This is a genomic window from Millionella massiliensis (genome assembly GCF_900104655.1).
In the GTDB taxonomy this organism is placed as follows: Bacteria; Bacteroidota; Bacteroidia; order Bacteroidales; family Rikenellaceae; genus Rikenella; species Rikenella massiliensis.
This window is the reverse complement of the sequence record NZ_FNWD01000002.1, coordinates 122553-144500: the sequence shown is the minus strand read 5'-3', so window position 1 is coordinate 144500 and position 21948 is coordinate 122553. Positions and strand designations below refer to the sequence as shown.

General features: G+C 57.2%; 15 protein-coding genes and 1 tRNA gene. 5 read left to right on the top strand and 11 right to left on the bottom strand.

Annotated elements, in window-relative coordinates; genetic code table 11:
* Entirely contained in the window at positions 1–2307 is a 2307-nt protein-coding gene (locus tag BQ5379_RS00560; RefSeq protein ID WP_143039351.1) for a glycosyl hydrolase family 95 catalytic domain-containing protein, read from the top strand.
* Positions 2308–2452: 145 nt separating this feature from the next.
* Here BQ5379_RS00560 and BQ5379_RS00555 read toward each other — a convergent pair whose 3' ends face one another.
* From BQ5379_RS00555 to BQ5379_RS00545, 3 genes are read right to left on the bottom strand one after another with little or no spacing between them, the layout of a single operon-like run.
* A complete protein-coding gene (locus tag BQ5379_RS00555; protein WP_071133630.1) occupies positions 2453–3199 on the bottom strand; it encodes a hypothetical protein in 747 nt (248 codons plus the stop codon).
* 41 nt (positions 3200–3240) lie between these two features.
* Positions 3241–3930, bottom strand: coding sequence for an LrgB family protein (locus tag BQ5379_RS00550; protein WP_394332055.1), 690 nt, complete (start codon positions 3928–3930; stop codon positions 3241–3243).
* A gap of 13 nt (positions 3931–3943) precedes the next feature.
* On the bottom strand, positions 3944–4327 hold the full coding sequence (locus tag BQ5379_RS00545) for a CidA/LrgA family protein (RefSeq protein WP_071133628.1): 384 nt from the start codon (positions 4325–4327) through the stop codon (positions 3944–3946).
* A gap of 158 nt (positions 4328–4485) precedes the next feature.
* Between BQ5379_RS00545 and gdhA the strand changes: the two genes are divergently transcribed.
* On the top strand, positions 4486–5841 hold the full coding sequence (gene gdhA / locus BQ5379_RS00540; protein WP_071133627.1) for an NADP-specific glutamate dehydrogenase: 1356 nt from the start codon (positions 4486–4488) through the stop codon (positions 5839–5841).
* A 284-nt stretch (positions 5842–6125) separates the two neighbouring features.
* Here the strand turns inward: gdhA and BQ5379_RS00535 are convergent, their stop codons facing one another.
* The 4 genes from BQ5379_RS00535 to BQ5379_RS00520 form a co-directional block, all read right to left on the bottom strand.
* Positions 6126–8648, bottom strand: a complete 2523-nt coding sequence (locus BQ5379_RS00535) for a glycoside hydrolase family 2 TIM barrel-domain containing protein (RefSeq protein ID WP_071133626.1) — start codon at positions 8646–8648, stop codon at positions 6126–6128.
* 469 nt (positions 8649–9117) lie between these two features.
* Positions 9118–10167, bottom strand: coding sequence for an alpha-L-fucosidase (locus BQ5379_RS00530; RefSeq protein ID WP_071133625.1), 1050 nt, complete (start codon positions 10165–10167; stop codon positions 9118–9120).
* 344 nt (positions 10168–10511) lie between these two features.
* Positions 10512–13814 carry a DUF5107 domain-containing protein gene (locus BQ5379_RS00525; protein WP_071133624.1) on the bottom strand — a complete coding sequence of 1101 codons (3303 nt, stop codon included), beginning with the start codon at positions 13812–13814 and terminating at the stop codon, positions 10512–10514.
* Positions 13815–13830: 16 nt separating this feature from the next.
* Positions 13831–15204: a sugar porter family MFS transporter gene (locus BQ5379_RS00520; RefSeq protein ID WP_071133623.1), complete on the bottom strand. Its 1374-nt coding sequence runs from the start codon at positions 15202–15204 to the stop codon at positions 13831–13833.
* A 526-nt stretch (positions 15205–15730) separates the two neighbouring features.
* On the opposite strand from BQ5379_RS00520, the gene BQ5379_RS00515 reads away from it, so the two are divergent.
* A tRNA-Leu gene (locus tag BQ5379_RS00515) sits at positions 15731–15813 on the top strand.
* 345 nt (positions 15814–16158) lie between these two features.
* Complete coding sequence (locus BQ5379_RS00510; protein ID WP_071133622.1) at positions 16159–16335, top strand: histone H1; 177 nt, start codon at positions 16159–16161, stop codon at positions 16333–16335.
* A gap of 199 nt (positions 16336–16534) precedes the next feature.
* Here BQ5379_RS00510 and BQ5379_RS00505 read toward each other — a convergent pair whose 3' ends face one another.
* The 3 genes from BQ5379_RS00505 to BQ5379_RS00495 all read right to left on the bottom strand — a co-directional run bounded on the left by BQ5379_RS00505 (position 16535) and on the right by BQ5379_RS00495 (position 19209).
* Complete coding sequence (locus tag BQ5379_RS00505; protein ID WP_071133621.1) at positions 16535–17212, bottom strand: DUF2461 domain-containing protein; 678 nt, start codon at positions 17210–17212, stop codon at positions 16535–16537.
* Between the two features lie 8 nt (positions 17213–17220).
* Positions 17221–17559: a DUF4491 family protein gene (locus BQ5379_RS00500; protein WP_071135478.1), complete on the bottom strand. Its 339-nt coding sequence runs from the start codon at positions 17557–17559 to the stop codon at positions 17221–17223.
* A 171-nt stretch (positions 17560–17730) separates the two neighbouring features.
* Positions 17731–19209 (bottom strand): catalase, encoded by a 1479-nt coding sequence (locus tag BQ5379_RS00495; protein WP_071133620.1) that lies wholly within the window; start codon positions 19207–19209, stop codon positions 17731–17733.
* Between the two features lie 157 nt (positions 19210–19366).
* Here BQ5379_RS00495 and BQ5379_RS00490 point away from each other — a divergent pair, with 157 nt between their 5' ends.
* Positions 19367–21214, top strand: coding sequence for an endonuclease/exonuclease/phosphatase family protein (locus tag BQ5379_RS00490; protein ID WP_071133619.1), 1848 nt, complete (start codon positions 19367–19369; stop codon positions 21212–21214).
* Positions 21215–21391: 177 nt separating this feature from the next.
* On the opposite strand, the gene BQ5379_RS00485 is transcribed toward BQ5379_RS00490, so the two are convergent.
* Positions 21392–21934 carry a hypothetical protein gene (locus tag BQ5379_RS00485; RefSeq protein ID WP_143039350.1) on the bottom strand — a complete coding sequence of 181 codons (543 nt, stop codon included), beginning with the start codon at positions 21932–21934 and terminating at the stop codon, positions 21392–21394.
* Positions 21935–21948: the final 14 nt, after the last annotated feature.

The following is a 21948-nucleotide window of genomic DNA, read 5'->3' as shown; positions in this document are numbered from 1 at the left end:
ATGCACCCCAAAGCCACCCTATTCGTTGGTCTGGCGACCCTGCTGCTGAGCGGATCGCTCCCCGCCTCGGCCCAGAGTCTGAAAGCCGAACGAACACCCAACGACTTTGTATTCGAACAATTAGCCCACAGCTGGGACGAAGCGTTGCCATTAGGCAACGCTTTTGTCGGTTCATTGATCTGGCAGCGCGACTCTGCCCTGCGCATGTCGCTCGACCGGATCGACCTCTGGGACCTGCGCCCCACCGACAGCCTTTCGGGCGACCGATTCAGCTATGAATGGGTCTACCAACAGTGGAAGAACGGCACGTATGGCGCCGTACAACGCAAACTCGACGCCCCTTACGACCAACTGCCCGCCCCGTCCAAGATTCCCGGCGCCGCCCTGGAATTCGACATCAGCACCCTCGGTCCGGTCCGTTCGGCCCGTCTCACCCTCTCCGGTGCACTGGCCGAGGTCGAGTGGCAGAACGGCGCTACGCTCCAGAGCTTCGTCAGCGCTACCCAGCCGATCGGCTGGTTTGAGTTCAACGGCGTGTCGGCCGACATGCTGCCCAACTTGATCACCCCCCGCTACCAGTCGACCAGCGCGATTGCCGGAGCCGACCCCGTCAGCGGTCAGGATCTGCGCCGTCTGGGTTACAAACAGGGGCAGGTCGACCACCAGCGTCGTGCCGACGGCGGAACAATCACCTACCACCAGCCCGGCTACGGCGACTTCAGCTACGACGTAGCCATCGAGTACCGCATCGCCAAGGGACGGCTGATCGGCGTATGGTCCGTCACTTCGTCACTCGTACCCGAGAAGGCACAGGAACTCGCCGCAGCAGCCATCGCCCGTTCCATCAGCCGCGACTACAAGGAGCACCGTCAATGGTGGCAGCAGTATTGGGACAAATCCTCGATCAGCCTGCCCGACAAAGTGCTGGAACGCCAGTACGCCAGCGAAATCTACAAGCTCGGCTGCGTTACGCGCCACAACTCGCCCATCATTCCGTTGCAGGGCGTCTGGACCGCCGACAACGGTCTGCTGCCGCCCTGGAAAGGCGACGTGCACCACGACCTTAACACCCAGTTGAGCTACTGGCCCTGCTACACCGGTAACTACCTCGACGAAGGATTCGGCTATCTGCGGACCCTTTGGAACCAGCGCGAGACCAACCGTACCTACACCCGCGCCTATTTCGGCTGCGACGGGCTCGCCGTGCCGGGCGTAGCGACCCTCACCGGCGAACCGATGGGCGGCTGGATCCAGTACTCGCTCTCGCCCACCATCTCCGCCTGGCTGGCCCACCACTTCTACCTCCACTGGAAATACTCGGCCGACCCCGACTTCCTGCGCGAGATGGGTTACCCCTACCTGAAAGAGGTGGCCACCTTCCTCGAGCAGATCACCATCAAGAACGAGCAAGGGCAACGCACGCTGCGCATCAGCTCCAGCCCCGAAATCTATGACAACAGCCCGAAAGCGTGGTTCCCGACCATCACCAACTTCGACCTGGCCCTCATCAAAAGCGCTTTCCGCGAAGCCACCGAGATGGCTGCCGCACTGGAACTGGGCGATGAATCTGCCCACTGGGCCGCACTGGAAAAAGAGCTGCCCGCCTTCGACCTCGACTCGATCGGCGCGCTGACCTTCGCCCACGGACACCCCTACAACGAATCGCACCGCCACTTCTCGAACGCCATGGCCGTCCATCCGCTCTCGCTGCTCGACGTCACCGGGGATGAAGATCAGGCCCGCACCGTGCGCGCCACCATCGCCCGCCTCGACCAATACGGCGGCGCCTGGTGGACCGGCTATTCGTACAGCTGGCTCGGCAACATGAAAGCCCGTGCCCTCGACGGCGAAGGAGCTGCTGCCGCCCTGCGCGACTTTGCCGACTACTTCTGCCTCTCCAACTCGTTCCACGCCAATGGCCAACAGCGCGGCACCGGCAAAAGCAACTTCACCTACCGTCCCTTCACCCTCGAAGGCAACTTCGCCTTTGCAGCCGGCGTGCAGGAGATGCTGCTCCAGAGCCACACCGGCACCGTCCGCATCTTCCCGGCCATCCCTGCCTCGTGGCAAGACGCCTCGTTCCGACAGCTCCGCGCACAGGGTGCCTTCCTGATCTCGGCCACCCGCGAACAGGGCAAAGTCACCACGGTCGAAATCGATCCGACCATGGGCGGCACCATCCGGCTCGCCGATCCCTTCCCGACCGGCACGACGCCCAAAATCAGCGGCGCCGAATCCGTATCGAACCACGACGGCGTGTGGGAGATCGTCACCCGCAAAGGCCATCCGGTACAAATGACCCTGTAAAAACCGCTACGGCCGATTCACACCCAACGACCGTCCAAACACAACTCGGGCCGACTGGAACTGTTCCAGTCGGCCCGAGCCTTCTCTAATATATTTGGTGAGTCATCGACCTTTCAAAAAAGGTTGAGCCGCCTATTGTCTATATTTACTGATTATCCTTATCATAGCAGTATATACCACAATATCGTTCATATGGAATGTCATTCTGATTTAAATAATCTTCAAAATTATTGTACTGACTCTGTTGCTTCAGATATTCTCTGTATGCAACATAAAATTTTCTACAATCCTCTATAAGTATTTCGTCATTATAGATTTTCAGTTTGTCTGAAATAACTTCGAAGTTGTCAACCGCGCTTAACATATTCGGTATATCCGAGATACTTGCTCCATTCATGCCGTTCAAAACTCCAAAAGGGATTTCATGTATTGAATTCCGCAAATACTCTTTCTCTATGAAATACTTTGCTTTTAACGCATCTTCATTATTCGGATCTTTTTCAAGAACCAAATCAGCCAACTGAACCGAACCGTATTTGTAATTATTCCCACCAGAAAATATAAACACAGGACTTGTAGTTGATAAATATTCAATCATATCCCTACCACGCAAACAGTAGAATAGGAACTTCAATCCGTCTACGCCTCCGTTTTGAAAGTCCTCATTGACCGTTGGGACTACTGCCTTTTCGATAAAAATTTTATTATAGCTAACATCTTTATATTTATCCCAAAACTCATATAATTCAGGGATAGTCGGATTCTCCTCCGCATATTGAGCCTTAGCCCATTCCGCTAAAAGAATATACCGTTGTTTCCTTTCCGGCTTACTAAGATATTCCTTTCGGTATTTCAAACATATTTCAAGATAATCAGTTAATAATTGTTTCATTGTTTCTATCTGATTATCGGCAATACAGACCTATCAAACACCTACAAAATCTTTTCGATCACCGGCACCAGCAATGCCGTCACCAGCCCCATCAGACCGATCGCCAGACCGCTCACAGCCCCTTCGACCGCCCCCATCTCCATCGCTTTGGCCGTTCCGACCCCGTGGGCCGCCGAACCCAGCGCCAGTCCCTTCGCGATTTTGCTGGTAATGTTCAGTTTGCGGAGCACGAAAGGTCCCACAATGCTACCGAAGATCCCGGTCAGAATCACCACAATGGCCGTCAGCGAGCCGATACCGCCCGAACGCTCCGAGATCGACATGGCAATGGGCGTGGTGACCGACTTCGGCACCAGCGAAGCCTCGATCGTATGGCCCGCACCGAAGAGACGGATGATAAGAATTACGCTCACGATACCAACCACACTCCCCACCACGACCGACGTAACGATCGAAACCGCATTGGCCTTGAGCTGCTCCACCTGCCGATAGAGCGCATAACCAAGCGCCACAACCGACGGACCCAGCATAAAATCGATCAGCGCCGTGGCACTGTGGTACTGTTCATAAGAGATGCCTGTCGCCAGCAGAAATACGATAATGACGGCTCCGGAGGTAATCAGCGGATGCAGCAGCCCCACCCGCGTGCGTCGGAAGAGCCACAGCGACAACACATAAATTCCGATGGTGAAGGTCAGCAGAAAGATCTGCGAGCCAACCAGGACGCCCAGCGCATCCAGTGTACTATCGAGTTTCATGTCCCCCCTCCCGGATTTTACGTTTACGTTTATGGATTTCCATGCGTTGTTGGGTGATGGCTACCGCCGCCACGATCAGCACCGTACTGACGGCCGCTGCCACCAGAATGGCGACCAGATTGGCCGAGATCAGGCTGGCCGAGGTGATCAGCCCGACGGCCGCCGGCAGAAAAAAGAGCACCATGTTGTCGATCAGGAGTTCCGACACGCGGCTCACCTTATCGGGTGAGAGCCAACCGAAGGCCAGCGCCATGAACAAGAGTACCATTCCCAGCACGCTTCCGGGGATAATGCCGCCGATGAGCATACTCAGGCCGAGGCCCAACAGATAGAAGAAAAGCAGCCAGAAAGACTGAACCAAGAATTTCATGGTGCAAAGATACGGTAAAGAGGACGTAAAGTGAACGACAAAATACGTTCAAATTTTTCTACTGATGTTTAAAATCCAACAAACCGTTGCAAGAAACGATCTGAGTACTATTTTTGCAACTTCAGGAAAAGAATTTGGACCTAAATTTCAAGCAGTAGATGGAAAAACAAGCACAACAGTATGTGAGCGACTTCATGTCGCGCATCAAGGCAAAGAATCCGAACGAGCCCGAGTTCCACCAGGCCGTCCAGGAAGTGGTGGAAAGCCTCGCCTCGTACATCATAGAAAACCCCGTACTGATGAAGATGAAAGTGCTGGAACGCATCGCCGAACCGGAACGCGTCATCATCTTCCGTGTACCGTGGGTCAACGACAAGGGCGAAGTGGAGATCAACCGCGGTTTCCGCGTGCAGATGAACAGCGCCATCGGCCCATATAAAGGCGGTATCCGTTTCCACTCGTCGGTAAACCTCAGCATTCTGAAGTTCCTCGCCTTCGAACAGACCTTCAAAAACGCCCTGACCACCCTGCCCATGGGCGGCGGCAAAGGCGGCTCGGACTTCAACCCCAAAGGTAAATCGGACAACGAAGTGATGCGCTTCTGCCAGAGCTTCGTAACCGAACTCCAGCGCCACATCGGTGCCGACACTGACGTTCCTGCCGGCGACATCGGCGTGGGCGCCCGCGAAATCGGCTTCATGTTCGGCCAGTACAAACGCCTGCGCAACGAATTCACCGGCACTTTCACAGGCAAAGGTCTCGACTGGGGCGGCAGCCCGCTGCGTCCCGAAGCCACCGGCTACGGCGTAAGCTACTTCGCTCAGGAGATGCTCGCCACCCGAGGCGACAGCCCCAAAGGCAAGATCGTAGCCATCTCCGGTTCGGGTAACGTGGCTCAATACGCCATCCAGAAGATGACCCAGCTTGGTGCCAAAGTCGTTACGGCCTCCGACTCGTCGGGCTACATCTACGACCCGGACGGCATCGACGCCGAAAAACTGGACTACATCTTCGAGCTGAAGAACATCTACCGCGGCCGCATCAAAGAGTACGCCGACCGCTACCCGAGCGCAACCTACTACCCCGGTGAACGTCCCTGGGGCGTGAAATGCGACATCGCCATGCCCTGCGCCACCCAGAACGAACTGGACGGCGAAGATGCTGCCAAACTGATCGCCAACGGTTGTATCTGCGTGGCCGAAGGTGCCAACATGCCCTCGACCCCCGAGGCCGTACACGCTTTCCAGCAGCACAAACTGCTCTACTCGCCCGGTAAGGCATCGAACGCCGGCGGTGTAGCCACCTCCGGCCTGGAGATGACCCAGAACTCCGAACGACTGAAATGGAGTCCCGAAGAGGTCGACGAAAAACTCCACTCGATCATGAAGAACATCCACGCTGTTTGCGTTGAGTACGGGACCGAACCCGACGGCTACGTAAACTACGTGAAAGGCGCCAACATCGCCGGTTTCCGCAAGGTAGCCAACGCCATGCTGGCACAGGGGATCGTTTAATCCGGCGCACTCCCCGGCCACAACCGACATAAATGACAGAGAGGGCGGTTCCCGATTGGGACCGCCCTCTCTGTTTTCCACACACGGAGACAGGTCCAGCGCTTCGTTCCCACAGTGCGTCAACGAAGTCGACTCCGTGTACCGCGTCACACCCTTATTTATACCCGATTCCCCCGAAAAAGAACCCGCCCGGACCGGCATCCCCCACAAGGGCTGCCGATCCGGGCGGATACGATTCGAATGATCTTATTTGCACCACATGGGCGCCCTGAGCTCACAATCTATTATTTTTCGGCCTCTACCGATTTCAGTACCAGTTTGGCACCGCGCACGCCGGGAGCCGAAGCCTCGAAAACAATCTCACCCGGTTCGTCAGCGCTCTGTACGATGGCCGTCAACTGGCCGCTGAAAAGTTTCATCTGGGGCAGGTGGAAGAGCTCGAGCGACGCCGGATTACCGTTTGCCGCTGCACGATAGCTCCCCGCACCCTTCACGCGGAAACTGATCTCACGCGTATCGTCCGGGCATAGGTTTCCGTCGCGGTCCACGACACGCACGTTGATGAACGAAAGGTCCTTGCCCGTCGCATCGAGCACGGTACGGTCGGCCGTGAGTTCGATGTGGTGAGGCTTGCCGGCCGTATGCACCTCGCGTTCGGCCACCGCCCGACCCGTCGAGTCGTAGGCCACCACCCGGATCGTACCCGGTTCGTAGCGCGTATCCATCCACATCAGACGGTAACGTTTCTGGCGTTCGAAAGCGGCCTGCGCTTCCGGCGTATAGGAGCCCTCGAGCCGAACGGTCGTATCCTTGGTACGGACGCCCTGACTCACCCCGTTGATAAAGAGTTCAGCCGAGGGGTAGTTCGTGTAGACGAAGACCGGAATGGTATCGCCGATCCGCTCTTCGGGCCAACTCCAGTGAGGCAGGATGTGGAGCGTTTCGACCGACGGGTTCCAGTGGCTGCGATAGAGATAATAACGGTCTTTCGGAATACCGGCCAAATCGACAATCCCAAACAGCGAACTGTGGCTGGGCCAGTTGGTGTAGTACGGCGTCGGTTCACCGAGGTAGTCGAAGCCGGTCCAGACAAATTCGCCGATGGTGTAAGGCAGATCCTCGTGCTGGATGAAGTCGTCCTCGGGCAGGTTCGACCAGCCGCAGTGTTCTACGTCGTACGACGAGGCCTGATGGTCCGGATAGGTCTTCATCGCGGCCCGCACGACCGGGAATTTGTAAACCCCGCGCGAGCTGACCGTCGAAGCCGTTTCGCTCCCCAGCACGATCTGCTGCGGCAGTTTTCGGTAGTTTTCGGGATACATGAACGGACGGTAGTTGAACCCCGGAACGTCCATCACGGCCGCAAAGTTGTTGTTGATCACCGCACCGGGATTATCCATCCCCTGCGTCACGGGACGCGTCGGATCCTCGCGGTGGACAATGTCCTGCAACCAGCGGGCCACCTTCGCACCGTGTTGGGTTCCCTGTTCCGGCACCTCGTTGCCGATGCACCACATCACCACACTGGGCGAGTTGCGGTAGTGGCGCACCACGTTCACCAGATCCCGTTCGGCCCACTCGTCGAAGAGGCGGTTGTAACCGTTCTGGCATTTGGGAGACTTCCATTCGTCGAACGTTTCGACCATCAGCATCATCCCCATCTCGTCGCAGGCCCGTACCAGCTCCGGAGCCGGCATGTTGTGAGACGTGCGGATGGCATTGACGCCCATATCCTTCATGATGCGCACCTGGCGACGGATGGCGGCGTCATTGACAGCCGCACCGAGCGGCCCCAGGTCGTGGTGGTTGCAGACGCCCTTGAAGACCGTTTTCCGACCATTCAGATAGAAGCCGTCGTCCGGACGAATCTCGATCGTACGGATACCGAACGGGGTGACATACTCGTCTTTCAACTGTTCATCTTCATAGAGCCGCGAGACTGCGGTATAGAGGGTCGGCGTCTCCAGATCCCACAGGGCGGGATGCTCGACCACCAGCTCCTGCGTGAAGGTCTGCCGATCGAACGGCGTGAGTTTCGACACCGCGCGAGCCACCGCTTTGCCAGCACTGTCGAGGATCTCGGTCTCCAGGCGGAAACGCTCCACGGAGGCCCCCTCGGGCAGCACCACTTCGGTTTTCAGGTTCACCTTCGCGAACTCCTTTTCCACGACGGGGGTGGTCACATGGCTTCCCCACACGGGAATGTGGGCCGCTTCGTTCACAATCACATGGACGTTGCGATAGAGCCCGGCACCGGGGTACCAGCGTGACGATTCGGGCAGGTTTTCCAGCCGAACAGCCAGCACGTTATCTTGTCCGTCAGGATTCAGATAGGGGGTCACGTCGAAATAAAACGTGTTGTATCCGTAGGGCCAGACACCGACCAGCCGGCCGTTGACCCAAACGTGCGCATCGCTCATGGCACCGTCGAACTGAAGCGTAACCCGCTTTCCGCTCCGGTCGGCCACCTCCGGCACGCTGAACCGAGTACGGTACCAACCGGTGCCGACAAAGGGCAGACCGCCGGTACGACCGGCGTGTTCGCTGGGTTCCACCTGACCGTCCTGTACGATGGCCACGTTCTGTTTATCGTTGTTGGGATTGAAGGGTCCGTAGATGGCCCAGTCGTGCGGGACGGTGACCGACTGCCAAGCCGCGTCGTCATAGTCGGGACGAATGGCCAGCGAGTCGTCCGTGCGGGTGAATTTCCAGTCTTTTTCGAGCAGAAACTCGCGCCGCACCTGCGCCGAAAGGGCCCCGAAAAACAATAAGCCCAAGGCTAAAAACAGATAATTTTTCTTTTTCATGCTACTGGAATAGGGTTTTCGTTCGGGGTAAAGATAAGGATAAAATGACAGGAATAAAACCAAATTACACACTAACCCCGCCCAAACAGCGGCGCGTTCCATTGCGAACCTCTCACCATCACCCAAAGCATGTCATGATTTTCCCCCAGTCGGCTCAACCCGAGCCCACCGGTCTGCTTTCGCCCGGTTGTCACTCCATCCAGCCTTGAAATTACCCATCCGCCGGGGAATGAACGGGGTTTGCTTTTGATGCCATTCGCCTTGCGAAATATCCGTCGCTCTTCGCATCTCCCCTACCCTTACTTCCCGGATAACCTCCCTCGTTTCCGTCTGTCACGTGTCACTCAGGCAAAGCCCTGCCACCGGCCGTTTCACCCCCACTCGCCCGCAACCATTTACCCCAACCCGAAAAAAAGCCCAGCCACCTCAGGGTCGAGATAGCCGGGCCGGACTTCACAAAACGCTGTTCCTAAAGACCTAACCGTTCGCGCAACTGCTTCAGGATTTCGACATCCTTGTCGCGCAGTTTCCCGTCGCGACCGGGCGGACAGTTCAGAATCAGAATATTGTCGTTCTTGGTACACTGCCGATAGAGTTTTTCCAGTTCATCGACCGATTTGAACGTATTGTCCTGCGTATTGTAGAACCACCGCTGGCTGATGCAGACGGTCGATTCCCACGGCATATAGTAGCTCTTCCCATCGTGCACAAAGATTTTCGGATCGTTGTCCACAGGAAGATAGGGGTCGCCCAGCCGGAAATCGCTCGGGAAATAACGGATCGGATAGCCGTTCTGCTGCTGGTCGGGCAGTACGGGGTGCTTGTCTACATTCTCGGGCGCGCCGATGCTCCAGTTGATTCCGATCTGGCAATCGGGCTCCTGCGATTTGATGACCTGGTAGATGTCCATCACCGGCCAGCGATAATTCTGTTTTACCCAACCGCCGTCGAACCAGAATTCTACAATCGGGGTGTATTTCCGCACGCTACGGATCAGTTCGTCGAGCTGGGCCAGCATGTATTCGTTGTAGGCTTCGTCACTGCTGGGATCCTCGACATTACCGTTGACCTTGCGGTCCCATAGCGAATAGTAGAGCCCAAGCCCCACGCCATACTTGCGGCAGGCTTTGGCCACCTCTTCGACCACATTGGTGGGGTTAGGCGAACTGGCCACATCATACTCGGTGTATTTGCTGTCCCACAGGCAGAAACCGTCGTGGTGTTTGGTAATCAGAATGACGTATTTCATACCTGCATCGCGAGCCGTGCGGATCCACTGCTCGGCATCGATCTGCGTGGGAGCATACGAAGAGGCCGGTTTCGAGCCGTCGGTCCACTCCTGATCGTGGAACGTATTGATCCCGAAATGGATAAACATGCCGTAACGGCGTTCGATCTGTTTTTGCTGCGCCTCACTGGGGCTTTTCGAAGGGGTCGGCAGGTAGAGCTTCCGGGGTCCGGCCTGTGCCGCGAGTGCGACCCCGAGGGTCAGACACAACGTAAAGAGTGATTTTTTCATCGGTATATTAGGGTTAGATTGGGGTTAGCATCGCATTTGGCAACCGACTATCGGAACTCCGCCGCGGTATCGCAACGGGTCTCCGTCCGAAGCCGTCTCCATCGGCAAAACCAAGTGCCGACAGACAGAAGACGAAGATACACAATTTGAGGTGTCGAACCGCAGCCTTCCTGTACTTTTTCAGAACGGAGCTACATTTCGTAACGATTCCACGCTCTTTGCAACCGATTCCATCCCCCCCCCCCTTGCAACAAAGAACCGAGACGTCCGGCCTGCACGGCGAGACGTCTCGGTTCGATCGGAGTACAGCGGTTCGGAGCCTGTCGGAGAGGGCTCCGCCCCTGCTATAGCCCGTTTTCTGCCATCTGGCGATGGATCTGCACCCCCTGATGGTTATTGTCCATGGAAGCAGCGATGTCGAAGTAGCGTTTCGCCTTGTCGAGATCGCCGAGCCCCAGATGGCCCAGGCCCATGAGGTAGTTGCAGTGGATACGGTTTTTCTTGTCCATATCGTCTTCCCAAATTTGCAGGTCGGGCAGTGATACGGCGAAGTAGTCCATTTTGAAGGTATCGAAGAGGTGTTTTTCACCGAAATCGATCAGTCGGTTGAAGCGACCGCGAGCTTCGGCCTCCTCGCCCAGTTTGCGCAGCGCAAGACCCTGGTAGAAGATTTTGTCCGGTTTCTGGTCGTTGTAGTACATGGCCGCAGCGGGTTGGCTGTTCCCGACGCTGGCTGCACGGAACAACGCCCGGGCCTCATCCTCGCGACCGAGCGCCTGCAGGGCACAAGCCTTGTAGTAGTTGAAGTCATTTTCCTGCGCACCGTGGAGTTTGCCCTCACCCAGGTTGTGGGGATAGACGAAACACTCGTCGATGAGGTTCAGCGCCTGTTCATACTCACCGTCGCGGAGCAACACCTTGACCACTTCGACACGGGCCAGCTGGTATTGGGCCGGCACCTTGCCTTCACCGCCCTCCCAGGGGTGGAAGCGTCGTTCGTCAATCATCCGGATCGCGTCGGCATAGCGGCCCAGTTGGTTGAGCAGCGTCACGTACTCCAGATAGAGGTCGTCGCGCGTGAAGGCGACGTCACGATGCTGGTCGAGGAAAGCCAACCGCTCGGCATGCGGACGATTCAGCCGTTTGTAGAGTTGGTCGAGCTCCATCAGGATGCGGGCATCGGTCGTATCCAGCGCAAAGGCCTTTTCGAGCAGGGCCACCGCTTCGTCGCGTCGTCCGAGCTTGTTGAAGTAGGCCAGCGACAGGTTGCGGAACACGGTCGGAAACCGATCGTCTTCGCGTGCCGAGGCCTCCCACTCGGCGATGGCTTCCGGATACTGACGCTTGTCGTACCAGAGGTTGCCGAGGTAATAATGCGCTTTCGGTGCCTTTCCTCCGGCAGCGGCAATCACGGCCTGCAGGGCAAGGATAGCCTCCAGCGTGTTCGGGAAACAGTAGTCGGCGGGCTGCTGTTCGGCTTCGCGGATGGCAGCCTCAGCTTCGGCCGTGCGACCTGCCTCCAGCAGGAACCAGCTCTTATAATAATAGAGCAGCGTACGTTCGGTCTGGGCGGCGCTGCATGCCATGTCGACCACTTCGAGGGCCTCGTCCCAGCAACCGGCCGAGGCGTAGTCCAGGGCCAGTTCGGCATAGTTGTGCCCTTCGGAACGCATCCGGGCGAGCAACTCGTCGCGAATTTCGCTCTTGCGGGTCAGCAGGTACTCTTCGAAACCGCAACCGAAGTTGAACCGGTCGATGGCCTGCGAGGCGCGGATCAGCGCCAGTGCTTCGTCGGCACGCCCCAGGTGGCGCAGAACGGCAGCCTTCAGGTGGCGTCCGCGCAGATTGTGCCAGTTGCGGAGCAGCGATTTGTCGATTTCATAGAGGGCGTCTTCCCAGTTGCCTTTCGAGGCCGAGATCTGGGCCAGCGCATAGTATCCGGCATCCTGCCAGGCGGCATTCCAGCAGGCTTTGTAGAAGTAGTCGTAGGCTTCGTCGAGTTTCCCCTGGAATTTCAGCGAAAGGCCCAGGTTGTAGAGCGGTTCGCCGTCGTAGGGGTTCGGGTTGCGTTCGGTGAGGGTGGCCACGGCGCGACGCAGGTAGGGTTCTGCCTGGGCGAACTGTCCCTTGCGGATGAGCCACAGCCCCATGGCGTTGTTGTTGCGGACGTCGCTCGGATCGCGGCGCAGCGCCTCGAGGTAGTAATCCGTCGCCTGATAGGTGGCATGGCGATACTGTTCGAGGTGGAGCCCGGTCAGGTAGAGTTGTTCGGTGGTCGCCACATCCTTCGGATCGAGAGCGGCTTTGGCAGGCTCGGGCACCTCTTTGATCGCGTCGGGCTCCGGTTCCCAGCCGAGCAGCAGTTTGCCGTCGGCGCGACGAATCTCTACATTGATACCCTTCAGATCGGCTACGGGAACCATCTCGTCGAGGATCTCTTCGGGGCACACATCACGCACCTCGTTGAACTTCGTTTCGCCGTTCTGCGTCACGCGGATGCGCAGCCCGGACTGAGCCGAGGTGGCAAAAATTTTCAGACGAGCCCCCTCGCCGGCCGGCTCTATGTTCATCAGCAGGTCGGCCGAGGCGTTTTTGACAACACCCAGCTCGCGGTAGGGCATGAAGTATTGCGTGAAGGTCTTCTCTTCGTAGGGTTGGAGCCACGTAAAGTCGGGCTGGTTGTCGGTGAAGACGCCGGTCATCAGTTCGATATAGGGGCCGTCGGAGTCGGTCAGGTTGCGGTCCCAGGCCTGCCCGAAGTCACCGTTACCCCAGGTCCACTGTTTCTTGCCGGGCGAGATGTGGTGGTTGGCCACGTGGAGCACACCGGCACGGGTATCATTCTCGTAACCGCCCACGAAGTTATATTTCGACCGGATGGCCATGTAGGAGGTGGGCACGGGGATATTCTTGTAGCGCGAAATATCGACACCGGCCGAGTAGTCCATCTTGTAGTAGGTGCCGGTGGCGATGGGATAGCGCGAGACGTCGCGTTTCCCGTGGTCGAAAACGGCGTTCACGTCGCCGGGGAAGACCGACTGATAGGCATCGTTGACGGCCACGGCGGGATTGGCCCACCACAGGAAGGTCTGCGGGATGGGCGTGGGGTTATAGACCTTGCCCTGGATTTCGAGCACGGCACGACCGGGACGCAGCGTGAAACCGGCCATCCCCTTCTGGTGGAACATCCGTTCGCGCTCGCTCACCCAGACAACGGCACTGCCGTCGGCCCGTTTTTCGATCGAGTAATCGACCGGCAGGAAGGTGCTGGGACGGTGGTGCTGGGGCCAGTTGAATTCGATACCGCCGGAGATCCAAGGCCCCGTCAGCCCCACCAAAGCGGGTTTGATCACATGGTTATAGTAGATGAAATGGCGCTGTTTGATCTTGTCGTATGCCATTTGGACGCGTCCGCCCAGCTCGGGCAGGATCATCACCTTGAGGTACTCGTTTTCGAGAAAAATCGCGTGGTAGGACTGCTCTTTGCAGGTATCTTCGATACGTTCGATCACGGGGTAGGGATAGACCACTCCGCTGCTACCCTGGTAGACCCGTTTTTCGAGAAACATCGGGTTCTTTTCGGGTTTTCCGATACCGTAGGTCGGCAGGAGCACATCCTCCTCCCATACTTTTACATTTTCTGCCATTGCGTATATAGAAGGGTTATTTCGTTAATTTCTGTTCCAGTTCTTCGAGGGTTTTTCCCTTGGTTTCGGGGAGCTTCGCACGGATAAAGAGGAAACCGGCCAGACAGATCGCCCCGTAGAGCCAGAAGATGCCCGACGCCTGAATCGAATCATTCAGGATGGGGAAGGTGTAGGTCAGCAGGAAGCTGGCGGTCCAGAGGAAGAAGGTGGAGAGGGCCATGGCCATACCGCGCACGCGGACGGGGAAGATCTCGGAAAGCACTACCCACAGCACCGGCGCCAGCGACATGGCGTAGCAGGCGATGGCCAGCACCACCAGCAGCAGCATCGGCCAGCCGTGGAGTCCAAAGAAGTAGCCCAGCCCCAACACGGCGTAGATCACAGCCAGCCCGGCCGCACCGACCAGCATCAGCGTGCGCCGTCCCCAGCGATCGACCGTGTAGATGGCCACGAAGGTAAAGATCACGTTGGTCACCCCGGTCACGACGATATTCATCAACACCTCGGAGACTTCATAACCGGCCGCCGAGAAGATTTCATGAGCATAGTTGAAGATCACGTTGATCCCGCACCACTGCTGGAAAACCGCCAGCACGATACCGATCACCAACACGGTTCTCAGTCGGGGGTGCAACAGGTCTTTCCATCCGGCGCGTTCGGTCTTGTTGCCGGTCACCTGCTGCAACTCGCGAAGCGTGGTCGAGGCATATTCGCTGCCGGCAACGCACGTCAGAATCTTACCGGCCTCGTCCGTACGCCCCACCGCAGCCAGCCAGCGGGGGCTCTCCGGAATCAGGAAGGCCAGCACAAAGAAGAGACCGGCAGGCACCAGCTCTGCCCAGAACATCCAGCGCCAGGCCCACTCGATGCTGTAGGCACTGAGGGCTTCGGAGCCGGCCGTAAAGTGTTCGCCGATGCGCCAGTTGACCAGTTGCGCCATCAGAATACCGAGCACGATGGTCAGCTGATTGAGCGAGACGAATTTCCCACGGACCGCTGCGGGCGACACCTCTGCAATATATACGGGCGAGACGTTGGAAGCGATCCCGATCCCGAAGCCGCCGACAATACGGTAGATCACAAACGGCCAGAAGGTATCCACAGCACCGGTTCCGATAGCGGAGACGACGAAGAGGAAAGCCGCGACGATCAACATTTTCTTACGTCCATAGCGGTCGCTCCACGCACCGGAGAGCAAGGCGCCGACCAGACAGCCGACCAGAGCGCTGCTCATGGCCCAGCCCCTCAGGGCCGCAGAGTCGCCAAGTTGGAAGAAGGGTTCATAGAATATTTTGGCTCCACCGATGACCACCCAATCGTAGCCGAACAGGAGGCCGCCCATGGCCGAGACCAAACAAATCAGCATTAAGTAAACGGATGTCTGTTTCATATTGCCAGGGATTTAGATCTTTCTGCTTACAAAGAAAACGACTTCGCCTCGGTTCGGGAATAGACAAAACCGATATAAGCATGGATAATTCTACGATTTACCTTTCACCCTCCCTACCCCCGCCCCCTCATCAATGAGAGTAACAGATCGAGCGGACGTTCACCAATAGCCACTCAACAGCAGCGGTATTTCACCAACATCCGCTCTCTACCCCACCCTTCACACATGCGCAAATCCACCACCGTCGATGGACAAGATTTGGCTATGCGCTTCCTGCCCACACACCCAATTCAGAACAGCCCGCACGCAACAATCGCCAGGAGCCTTTATTCACCGCCCTCTCCATTCGCCGTCCTCACCAGCCCCAGACGGCCGACTGCCCGCTCAAACATCCCGATCCACCCCTTGCCGACACAGCCTCGCCCCGCGACACGGGCGATTCTTTTCCCGATAAATTTGGGCATTCGACCGGGAATCACTATCTTCGCCGCTACAATTCCCCAGCACGGGGGATTGACCGACACGGGCTCCGGTGGTGGAATGGTAGACACGAAGGACTTAAAATCCTTTGGCCATTTGGCTGTGCGGGTTCAAGTCCCGCCCGGAGTACGAAACAGCAAGACAACCTTGTGCGGTTGTCTTGCTGTTTTTATTTCATACCGATACGAAACATTCAGATAATCGGATAACCGGGCATAGAGAAAGACTTCGCCCACTCACAATCTTTCCAGGGTGCCCACCGCTGTAATCCCCTCCCGCCACATCACCTCCACGCCGCACCCCTTCATTCTCGCCACCGTCACACTGCACCTCTGTACCGAGCACAGGCATACGTCACCTCCATTGTTCATTTTTTCGCAAACATGCATTTATTTTTCGCCCGAGGGGGCCCGAGAAATTTGTTTTTACAAGGTTTTTATTACTTTTGGAGCGCGAAAACTAAACGCACAAATTATGGAAGAATTGCTCAAAAAAATCAACGCAGAGATCGCCAATTTCCAGGAAAACGCTGCTCTGCAACTCGAAAAAGGAAACAAAGCTGCCGGCACCCGTGCCCGCAAAGCTACGCTGGAACTGACCAAACTGATGAAAGAGTTCCGCCAGGTATCGCTCGAAGAATCAAAAAAATAGTTTCGTTTCTCGACGTATACACCGAAGGGCCTTTTCTTACATTGTGTAAGAAAAGGCCCTTCGCTTTTTTCATCGTTACCGGTCGACCCTCAGCCGAATCGGCCACATCGGCTGCATCGGCTGCATCGGCTGCATCGGCTGATTCAGACAATTCGGCCGAACCGTCCAGTCCGGTACCCACAGCCAGCACCCCGTATGACTAAGGACGAATCGCCCGGTTCAGAAAATCGTTCAGCGGCTTCATCAACCGGTAGAGCTCCAACGCACGCGGGATATAATCCGGACTTGTGACCAACGCATCGGGCAGTTCCGTCCAGACATAAAAGTGATTCAGTTTCAGATACTCCGCCGCCGGAGAATCGGCCCGGAAGCCCCGCGGCACCCGCTTCAGCACCCGATCCTCGCGCGACAGGTCGCCCACCTTCTCGCGGAACTCCGGATTGTCGACAATGGCCGAGAACTCATCCCAGCGTTCATCGATCGCCCGGCGGATCAGCGGCAGCACCGCGGCCTTGTCCTCCGTAATGTATATGCCGCACGAGGCGACCGACATGCCGCCCGGCTCGATGTGCATATAGTAGCCCGACAGCGGGCTGTGACGATCCCCGTCGGCATTCATCACCACCCCGAAATGGGTTTTGTAGGGTCGTTTGTCGGCCGAGAAGCGCAGATTGCGGTTGATGCGGTAGATCGCCCGGCTGACGTCCGGATAACCGAGTGACGGGTCGAACTCATTGATTCCCTCGATCAGGCAGGAAGCGTTCTCCAACACATCCTCACGCGCAGCCTCGTAACGGCTGCGGTTGGCATGAAACCACTCTTTGTAATTGTTCCGGCGCAGATCGTCCAGAAAATCGAGTGTCGCTTGAGCTATCATAGTTGAGTTTAGCGTTTTTCCTTGTTTCTGATTGCCTCGTAATAGGCCTTACGTTTGGGGTTCATCGGGAACCACCCTTTCAGCACACGGTCCTGCTGTTCAAAGACCTCTTTGATGGTCCAGAACGACGAAAAGGCGAACACGCCCAGCAGTGCCGACAGGAGCACATTTTCGGTCAGCAGCGAGCCGACTGTTCCGACCACTCCCAGAACCAGGAACAGCCACCAGCAGCGCGTTCCCCAGTAGTATTCGGCTTTGATGACCACCGGATGGAACAGGCCGATAATCAGAAAGGTGCAGATACCGATCAACAGCCCGAGCAATCGATAATCCTGAAGAAATTCCATCATACGAATGACAGGTTTAACAATGCGTAAATTTACGAAAATGCCGTGAAAAGTCCGCACACGGCGCACCACTTTTCACGGCATTCCAATCCGGCCGCTCCGGCCGGAGAACCGTGCCCGAATCCGTACCAGACACATGCTCTCCGGCGTGCGACCTGCGTTGCACACCGATTAACGGGTAGCCTGCAACGCTTCGTTCAGATCGATACCCAGTGCACGGGCCAGCCCCTCGCCATAGGCCGGATCAGCCTTGTAACAGTTCCGGACGTGGCGCTGTTTGATGAAGAGCTCGGTGTCGGGACCCATGTTTCGGGCCGTATTCTCGCACAACACCTGCTGCTGTTCGGGGCTCATCAGGCGGAACAGGTCGCCCGGCTGCGAGTAGTAGTCATCGTCGTACTCGCGCGCATCGTAATTGTAGACATCGCCGGACACGGACAACGGTGGCTCCTTGGTATGAGGCGACTCCTGCCACTCGCCGTAGCTGTTGGGTTCGTAACCGATCGTCGAGCCGTAATTACCGTCGACCCGCATCGCCCCGTCGCGATGGTAGGCGTGGAACGGACAACGCGGCCGGTTGACCGGGATCTGGTCGTGATTGACCCCCAGCCGATAACGCTGCGCATCGCCGTATGAGAAGAGGCGTCCCTGAAGCATCTTGTCGGGCGAGAAACCGATCCCCTCAACAATGTTCTGCGGATTGAAGGCCGCCTGCTCCACCTCGGCGAAATAGTTGTCGGGATTGCGGTTGAGCTCCAGCACCCCGACGTCGATCAGCGGGAAATCCTTGTGGGGCCACACCTTCGTCAGGTCGAACGGGTTGATGCGGTAAGTGCGGGCCTGCTCTTCGGTCATCACCTGGATACGGAACGTCCAGCGCGGGTAGTCGCCTCGCTCGATCGCCTCGTAAAGGTCGCGCTGATGCGAGTCGCGGTCGCGGGCAATGATCTCGGCCGCCTCCTGATCGGTCAGGTTGCGGATCCCCTGCTGCGTTTCGAGGTGGAACTTCACCCAGGTCCGTTGATTATCGCGGTTGTAAAAGCTGTACGTATGGCTTCCGAAGCCGTGCATGTGGCGATACGAAGCGGGGATGCCGCGGTCGCTCATCGTGATGGTCACCTGATGGAGTGCTTCGGGCAGCAGCGTCCAGAAGTCCCAGTTGGCATTGGCACTATGCATATTGGTACGCGGATCGCGTTTGACCACGTGATTCAGATCGGGGAACTTCAGCGGGTCACGCAGGAAGAAGACCGGGGTGTTGTTCCCGACCAGGTCCCAGTTACCCTCGTCGGTGTAGAACTTGATCGCAAAACCGCGAATATCACGTTCGGCATCCGCGGCGCCGCGTTCGCCGGCCACGGTCGAGAAACGGACGAAACAGTCGGTCTGTTTGCCCACCTGGGCAAAGATCGAAGCACGCGTGTACCGAGTGATGTCGTGCGTCACGGTGAACGTGCCGTAAGCTCCCGAACCTTTGGCGTGCATACGCCGTTCGGGAATCACCTCCCGGTCGAAATGGGCCAGTTTTTCGATAAACCACGGGTCCTGCATCACCATCGGACCACGCGGACCGGCCGTTTGCACATTCTGATTGTCGGCCACCGGACGACCATTTGCTGCCGTCAGACGAGTTGATTGTTGCTTTTCCATAGGGCAGTAGATTTGGTTTTGGTTTACACGACAAAAATAATAATTATTCTTAAATTAGAATAATTCTATTTCAAAAAATTTACACCACTATTTTTCTATCTTTGAAAGTTAAAACGACAACACAATAACCGACAAAATAACCTAACCCCAAACGAGTATGCGTATTCGACTGAAAGGATGGCTATCCTTATTTATGCTGATGGGCGCACTGCCCGCCGCACAAGCCGAAAATGTCCCCGGCAAACTGAGTATCATGAGTTACAACGTTCGCGGCGGGATGAGTATCAACGGAAGCCGCAACTACGAACGGGCCTCGGCCGTGATCCGCGCCCAGGCGCCCGACATCTGCGCCCTGCAGGAGCTCGACAGCCTCACCGGACGCAACGGCCGCACAGACGCGCTCCGCGAGTTTGCCGCCCGCACCGGTATGAAAGGCACCTTTGCCAAGGCCATCGACTATGACGGCGGCGCCTACGGCATCGGCCTGCTGTACAAAGAAGAGCCGCTGGCGATCAAACGCTATGCCCTGCCCGGCCGCGAAGAGGCCCGCGCACTGATCGTGGCCGAATATCCCGACTACGTCTTCATGGCCACCCACTTTTCGCTGACCGAAGCCGACCAGTTGACCTCCGTACGGATCGTCGACAGTCTGGCAGCCAGCTACCCCACGAAAGCGGTCTACCTGGCCGGCGACCTGAACTTCACCCCCGACTCGGAACCCTTCAAGGCCATGCGGAAAACCTTCGTGCCGCTGACCGACACAAAACGTCTCACCTGCCCGGCCGACACCCCCGACGCTGCCATCGACTATATATGGGGCTACATCGGCAGTGACCATTTTTATCAGGTCAGCGACCGCGGAGTGATCGACGCACCATATCAGTCTGACCACCGACCCGTATATGCCAAGGTAACCTACGGCAAGATTCTCCGCACCGATCCCTACCTCCAGAACCCCACCGAAGGGGGCATCACCGTCACCTGGCTGACCAACACGCCGGCCTACAGCTGGGTGGAATACGGCGCCGACACGACCGCCCTGACCCTGGCCCGCACGCTGGTCGACGGACAGGCCATGGCAGGTAACGAACTGAACAAAATCCGACTGACCAACCTCGAACCGGGCCAAACATACTACTATCGAATCCACTCGCGCGAGATTCTCTACTACGGCGGCTACGAAAAGATTTTCGGCGGTACGGCCACCAGCCCGTTCTACACCTTCACCCTGCCGGCCGACGCGACACAGGACTTCACGGCCGTTGTTTTCAACGACCTGCACCAGCGTTTGGGCACCTTCGACGCCCTGCTGAAGGTCATTCGCGACAAAGGGGTGAAATACGATTTCGCTATCTTCAACGGCGACTGCATCGACGACCCGGCTTCGCAGAAACAGGCCGTCGCCACCCTCTCGCACTACACTTCGGGCATCGGGGCCGAAAACATCCCGACCTTCTTCCTGCGCGGCAACCACGAGATTCGCAACGCCTACTCGATCGGTCTGCGTGAACTCTTCGACTACGTGGGTGACAAGACCTACGGCGCCTTCAACTGGGGTGACACCCGCTTCGTGATGCTCGACTGCGGCGAGGACAAACCCGACGACCACTGGGTCTACTACGGGCTGAACGACTTCGCCGGGCTGCGCAACGATCAGGTCAGCTTCCTGAAAAACGAGCTCGCCTCCAAAGCCTTCAAGAAGGCCGGCAAACGTGTCCTGCTCCACCACATCCCGATCTACGGCGAGCTGGACGAATACCACCCCTGCACCGAGCTGTGGGATCCGCTGTTGCAGAAGGCTCCCTTTGCCGTCTCCCTCAACGCCCACACCCACCGTTTTGCATCGTATAAGACCGGTGAGGTCGGCAACCCGTTCCCGGTAGTCGTGGGCGGTGGTTTCCAGCCCGACGCCGCTACGGTGATGGTCCTCGAACGCCACGGCAAAACGATGACCCTGACGGTTTACGACACCCAGGGGAACGAGAAACTGCAACTCGACCTGTAGCGACCCCCGCAGTCCCCTAACTGCCGCCACTCCATAAAAGACGGTCTGCCTGCCAAAATCTCCCACCCCGGCCGATGCTTTGCGCCGGTCGACTTTACGGGATATCCAAAAACAGCGAGCGTTTCGACACAGAGTCGAAACGCTCGCTGCGTATTTTAACGGTAGGGAATATGGCGATCAATAATTGACATACACGCCCACGCTACGCAGTATGTTTTTCACAGCGCTGCTGTCGGGGTACTCCATGGCATACTTCGTCAACATTTCCCGCAATTCCTGCTGCTTTTTCTCAAAATCTTTGGCCATTTTCCGTTTTTCGACGGAGTCCAGCTGGGACAACATCTCATTCGTCTGCTGGAGAACTTGCAGGGTTTGATAATACCCCTCGACATTGGCGCCTGCGCGCAGCGCCTTTTCCAACGGAATGTCCAGCACCAAGGAGTCGTTCCGACAGACCCCGAAGGCTTGCAGAAACAGATTTTGCGGAGCCGTAAGCGCAGGCGACGTATGTGCATTCAGCATATTGATATACTGCATGTAAGCGATATAATCGTTGACCGAAAAGCCCATGCGCACCGCCTCGTCGCCCGAAATTTCGGGAGCGAACTTGCCGTCGACGATGGTGATAAACCGCATCAGCTTCGCGTCGAATTCGCGTGCAGAGCAGACCGTCCAGCAGGATACGACCAAAGCCGCGACAAACAAAATCAACTTTTTCATCGTCCGGGAATTTA

Bases quoted from the DNA above. Each gene is read 5' to 3' on its own strand.
- BQ5379_RS00560 (WP_143039351.1), top strand. From the start codon at position 1: ATGCACCCCAAAGCCACCCTATTCGTTGGTCTGGCGACCCTGCTGCTG.
- BQ5379_RS00555 (WP_071133630.1), bottom strand. From the start codon at position 3,199: ATGAAACAATTATTAACTGATTATCTTGAAATATGTTTGAAATACCGA.
- BQ5379_RS00545 (WP_071133628.1), bottom strand. From the start codon at position 4,327: ATGAAATTCTTGGTTCAGTCTTTCTGGCTGCTTTTCTTCTATCTGTTG.
- gdhA (WP_071133627.1), top strand. From the start codon at position 4,486: ATGGAAAAACAAGCACAACAGTATGTGAGCGACTTCATGTCGCGCATC.
- BQ5379_RS00535 (WP_071133626.1), bottom strand. From the start codon at position 8,648: ATGAAAAAGAAAAATTATCTGTTTTTAGCCTTGGGCTTATTGTTTTTC.
- BQ5379_RS00530 (WP_071133625.1), bottom strand. From the start codon at position 10,167: ATGAAAAAATCACTCTTTACGTTGTGTCTGACCCTCGGGGTCGCACTC.
- BQ5379_RS00525 (WP_071133624.1), bottom strand. From the start codon at position 13,814: ATGGCAGAAAATGTAAAAGTATGGGAGGAGGATGTGCTCCTGCCGACC.
- BQ5379_RS00520 (WP_071133623.1), bottom strand. From the start codon at position 15,204: ATGAAACAGACATCCGTTTACTTAATGCTGATTTGTTTGGTCTCGGCC.
- BQ5379_RS00510 (WP_071133622.1), top strand. From the start codon at position 16,159: ATGGAAGAATTGCTCAAAAAAATCAACGCAGAGATCGCCAATTTCCAG.
- BQ5379_RS00505 (WP_071133621.1), bottom strand. From the start codon at position 17,212: ATGATAGCTCAAGCGACACTCGATTTTCTGGACGATCTGCGCCGGAAC.
- BQ5379_RS00500 (WP_071135478.1), bottom strand. From the start codon at position 17,559: ATGGAATTTCTTCAGGATTATCGATTGCTCGGGCTGTTGATCGGTATC.
- BQ5379_RS00495 (WP_071133620.1), bottom strand. From the start codon at position 19,209: ATGGAAAAGCAACAATCAACTCGTCTGACGGCAGCAAATGGTCGTCCG.
- BQ5379_RS00490 (WP_071133619.1), top strand. From the start codon at position 19,367: ATGCGTATTCGACTGAAAGGATGGCTATCCTTATTTATGCTGATGGGC.
- BQ5379_RS00485 (WP_143039350.1), bottom strand. From the start codon at position 21,934: ATGAAAAAGTTGATTTTGTTTGTCGCGGCTTTGGTCGTATCCTGCTGG.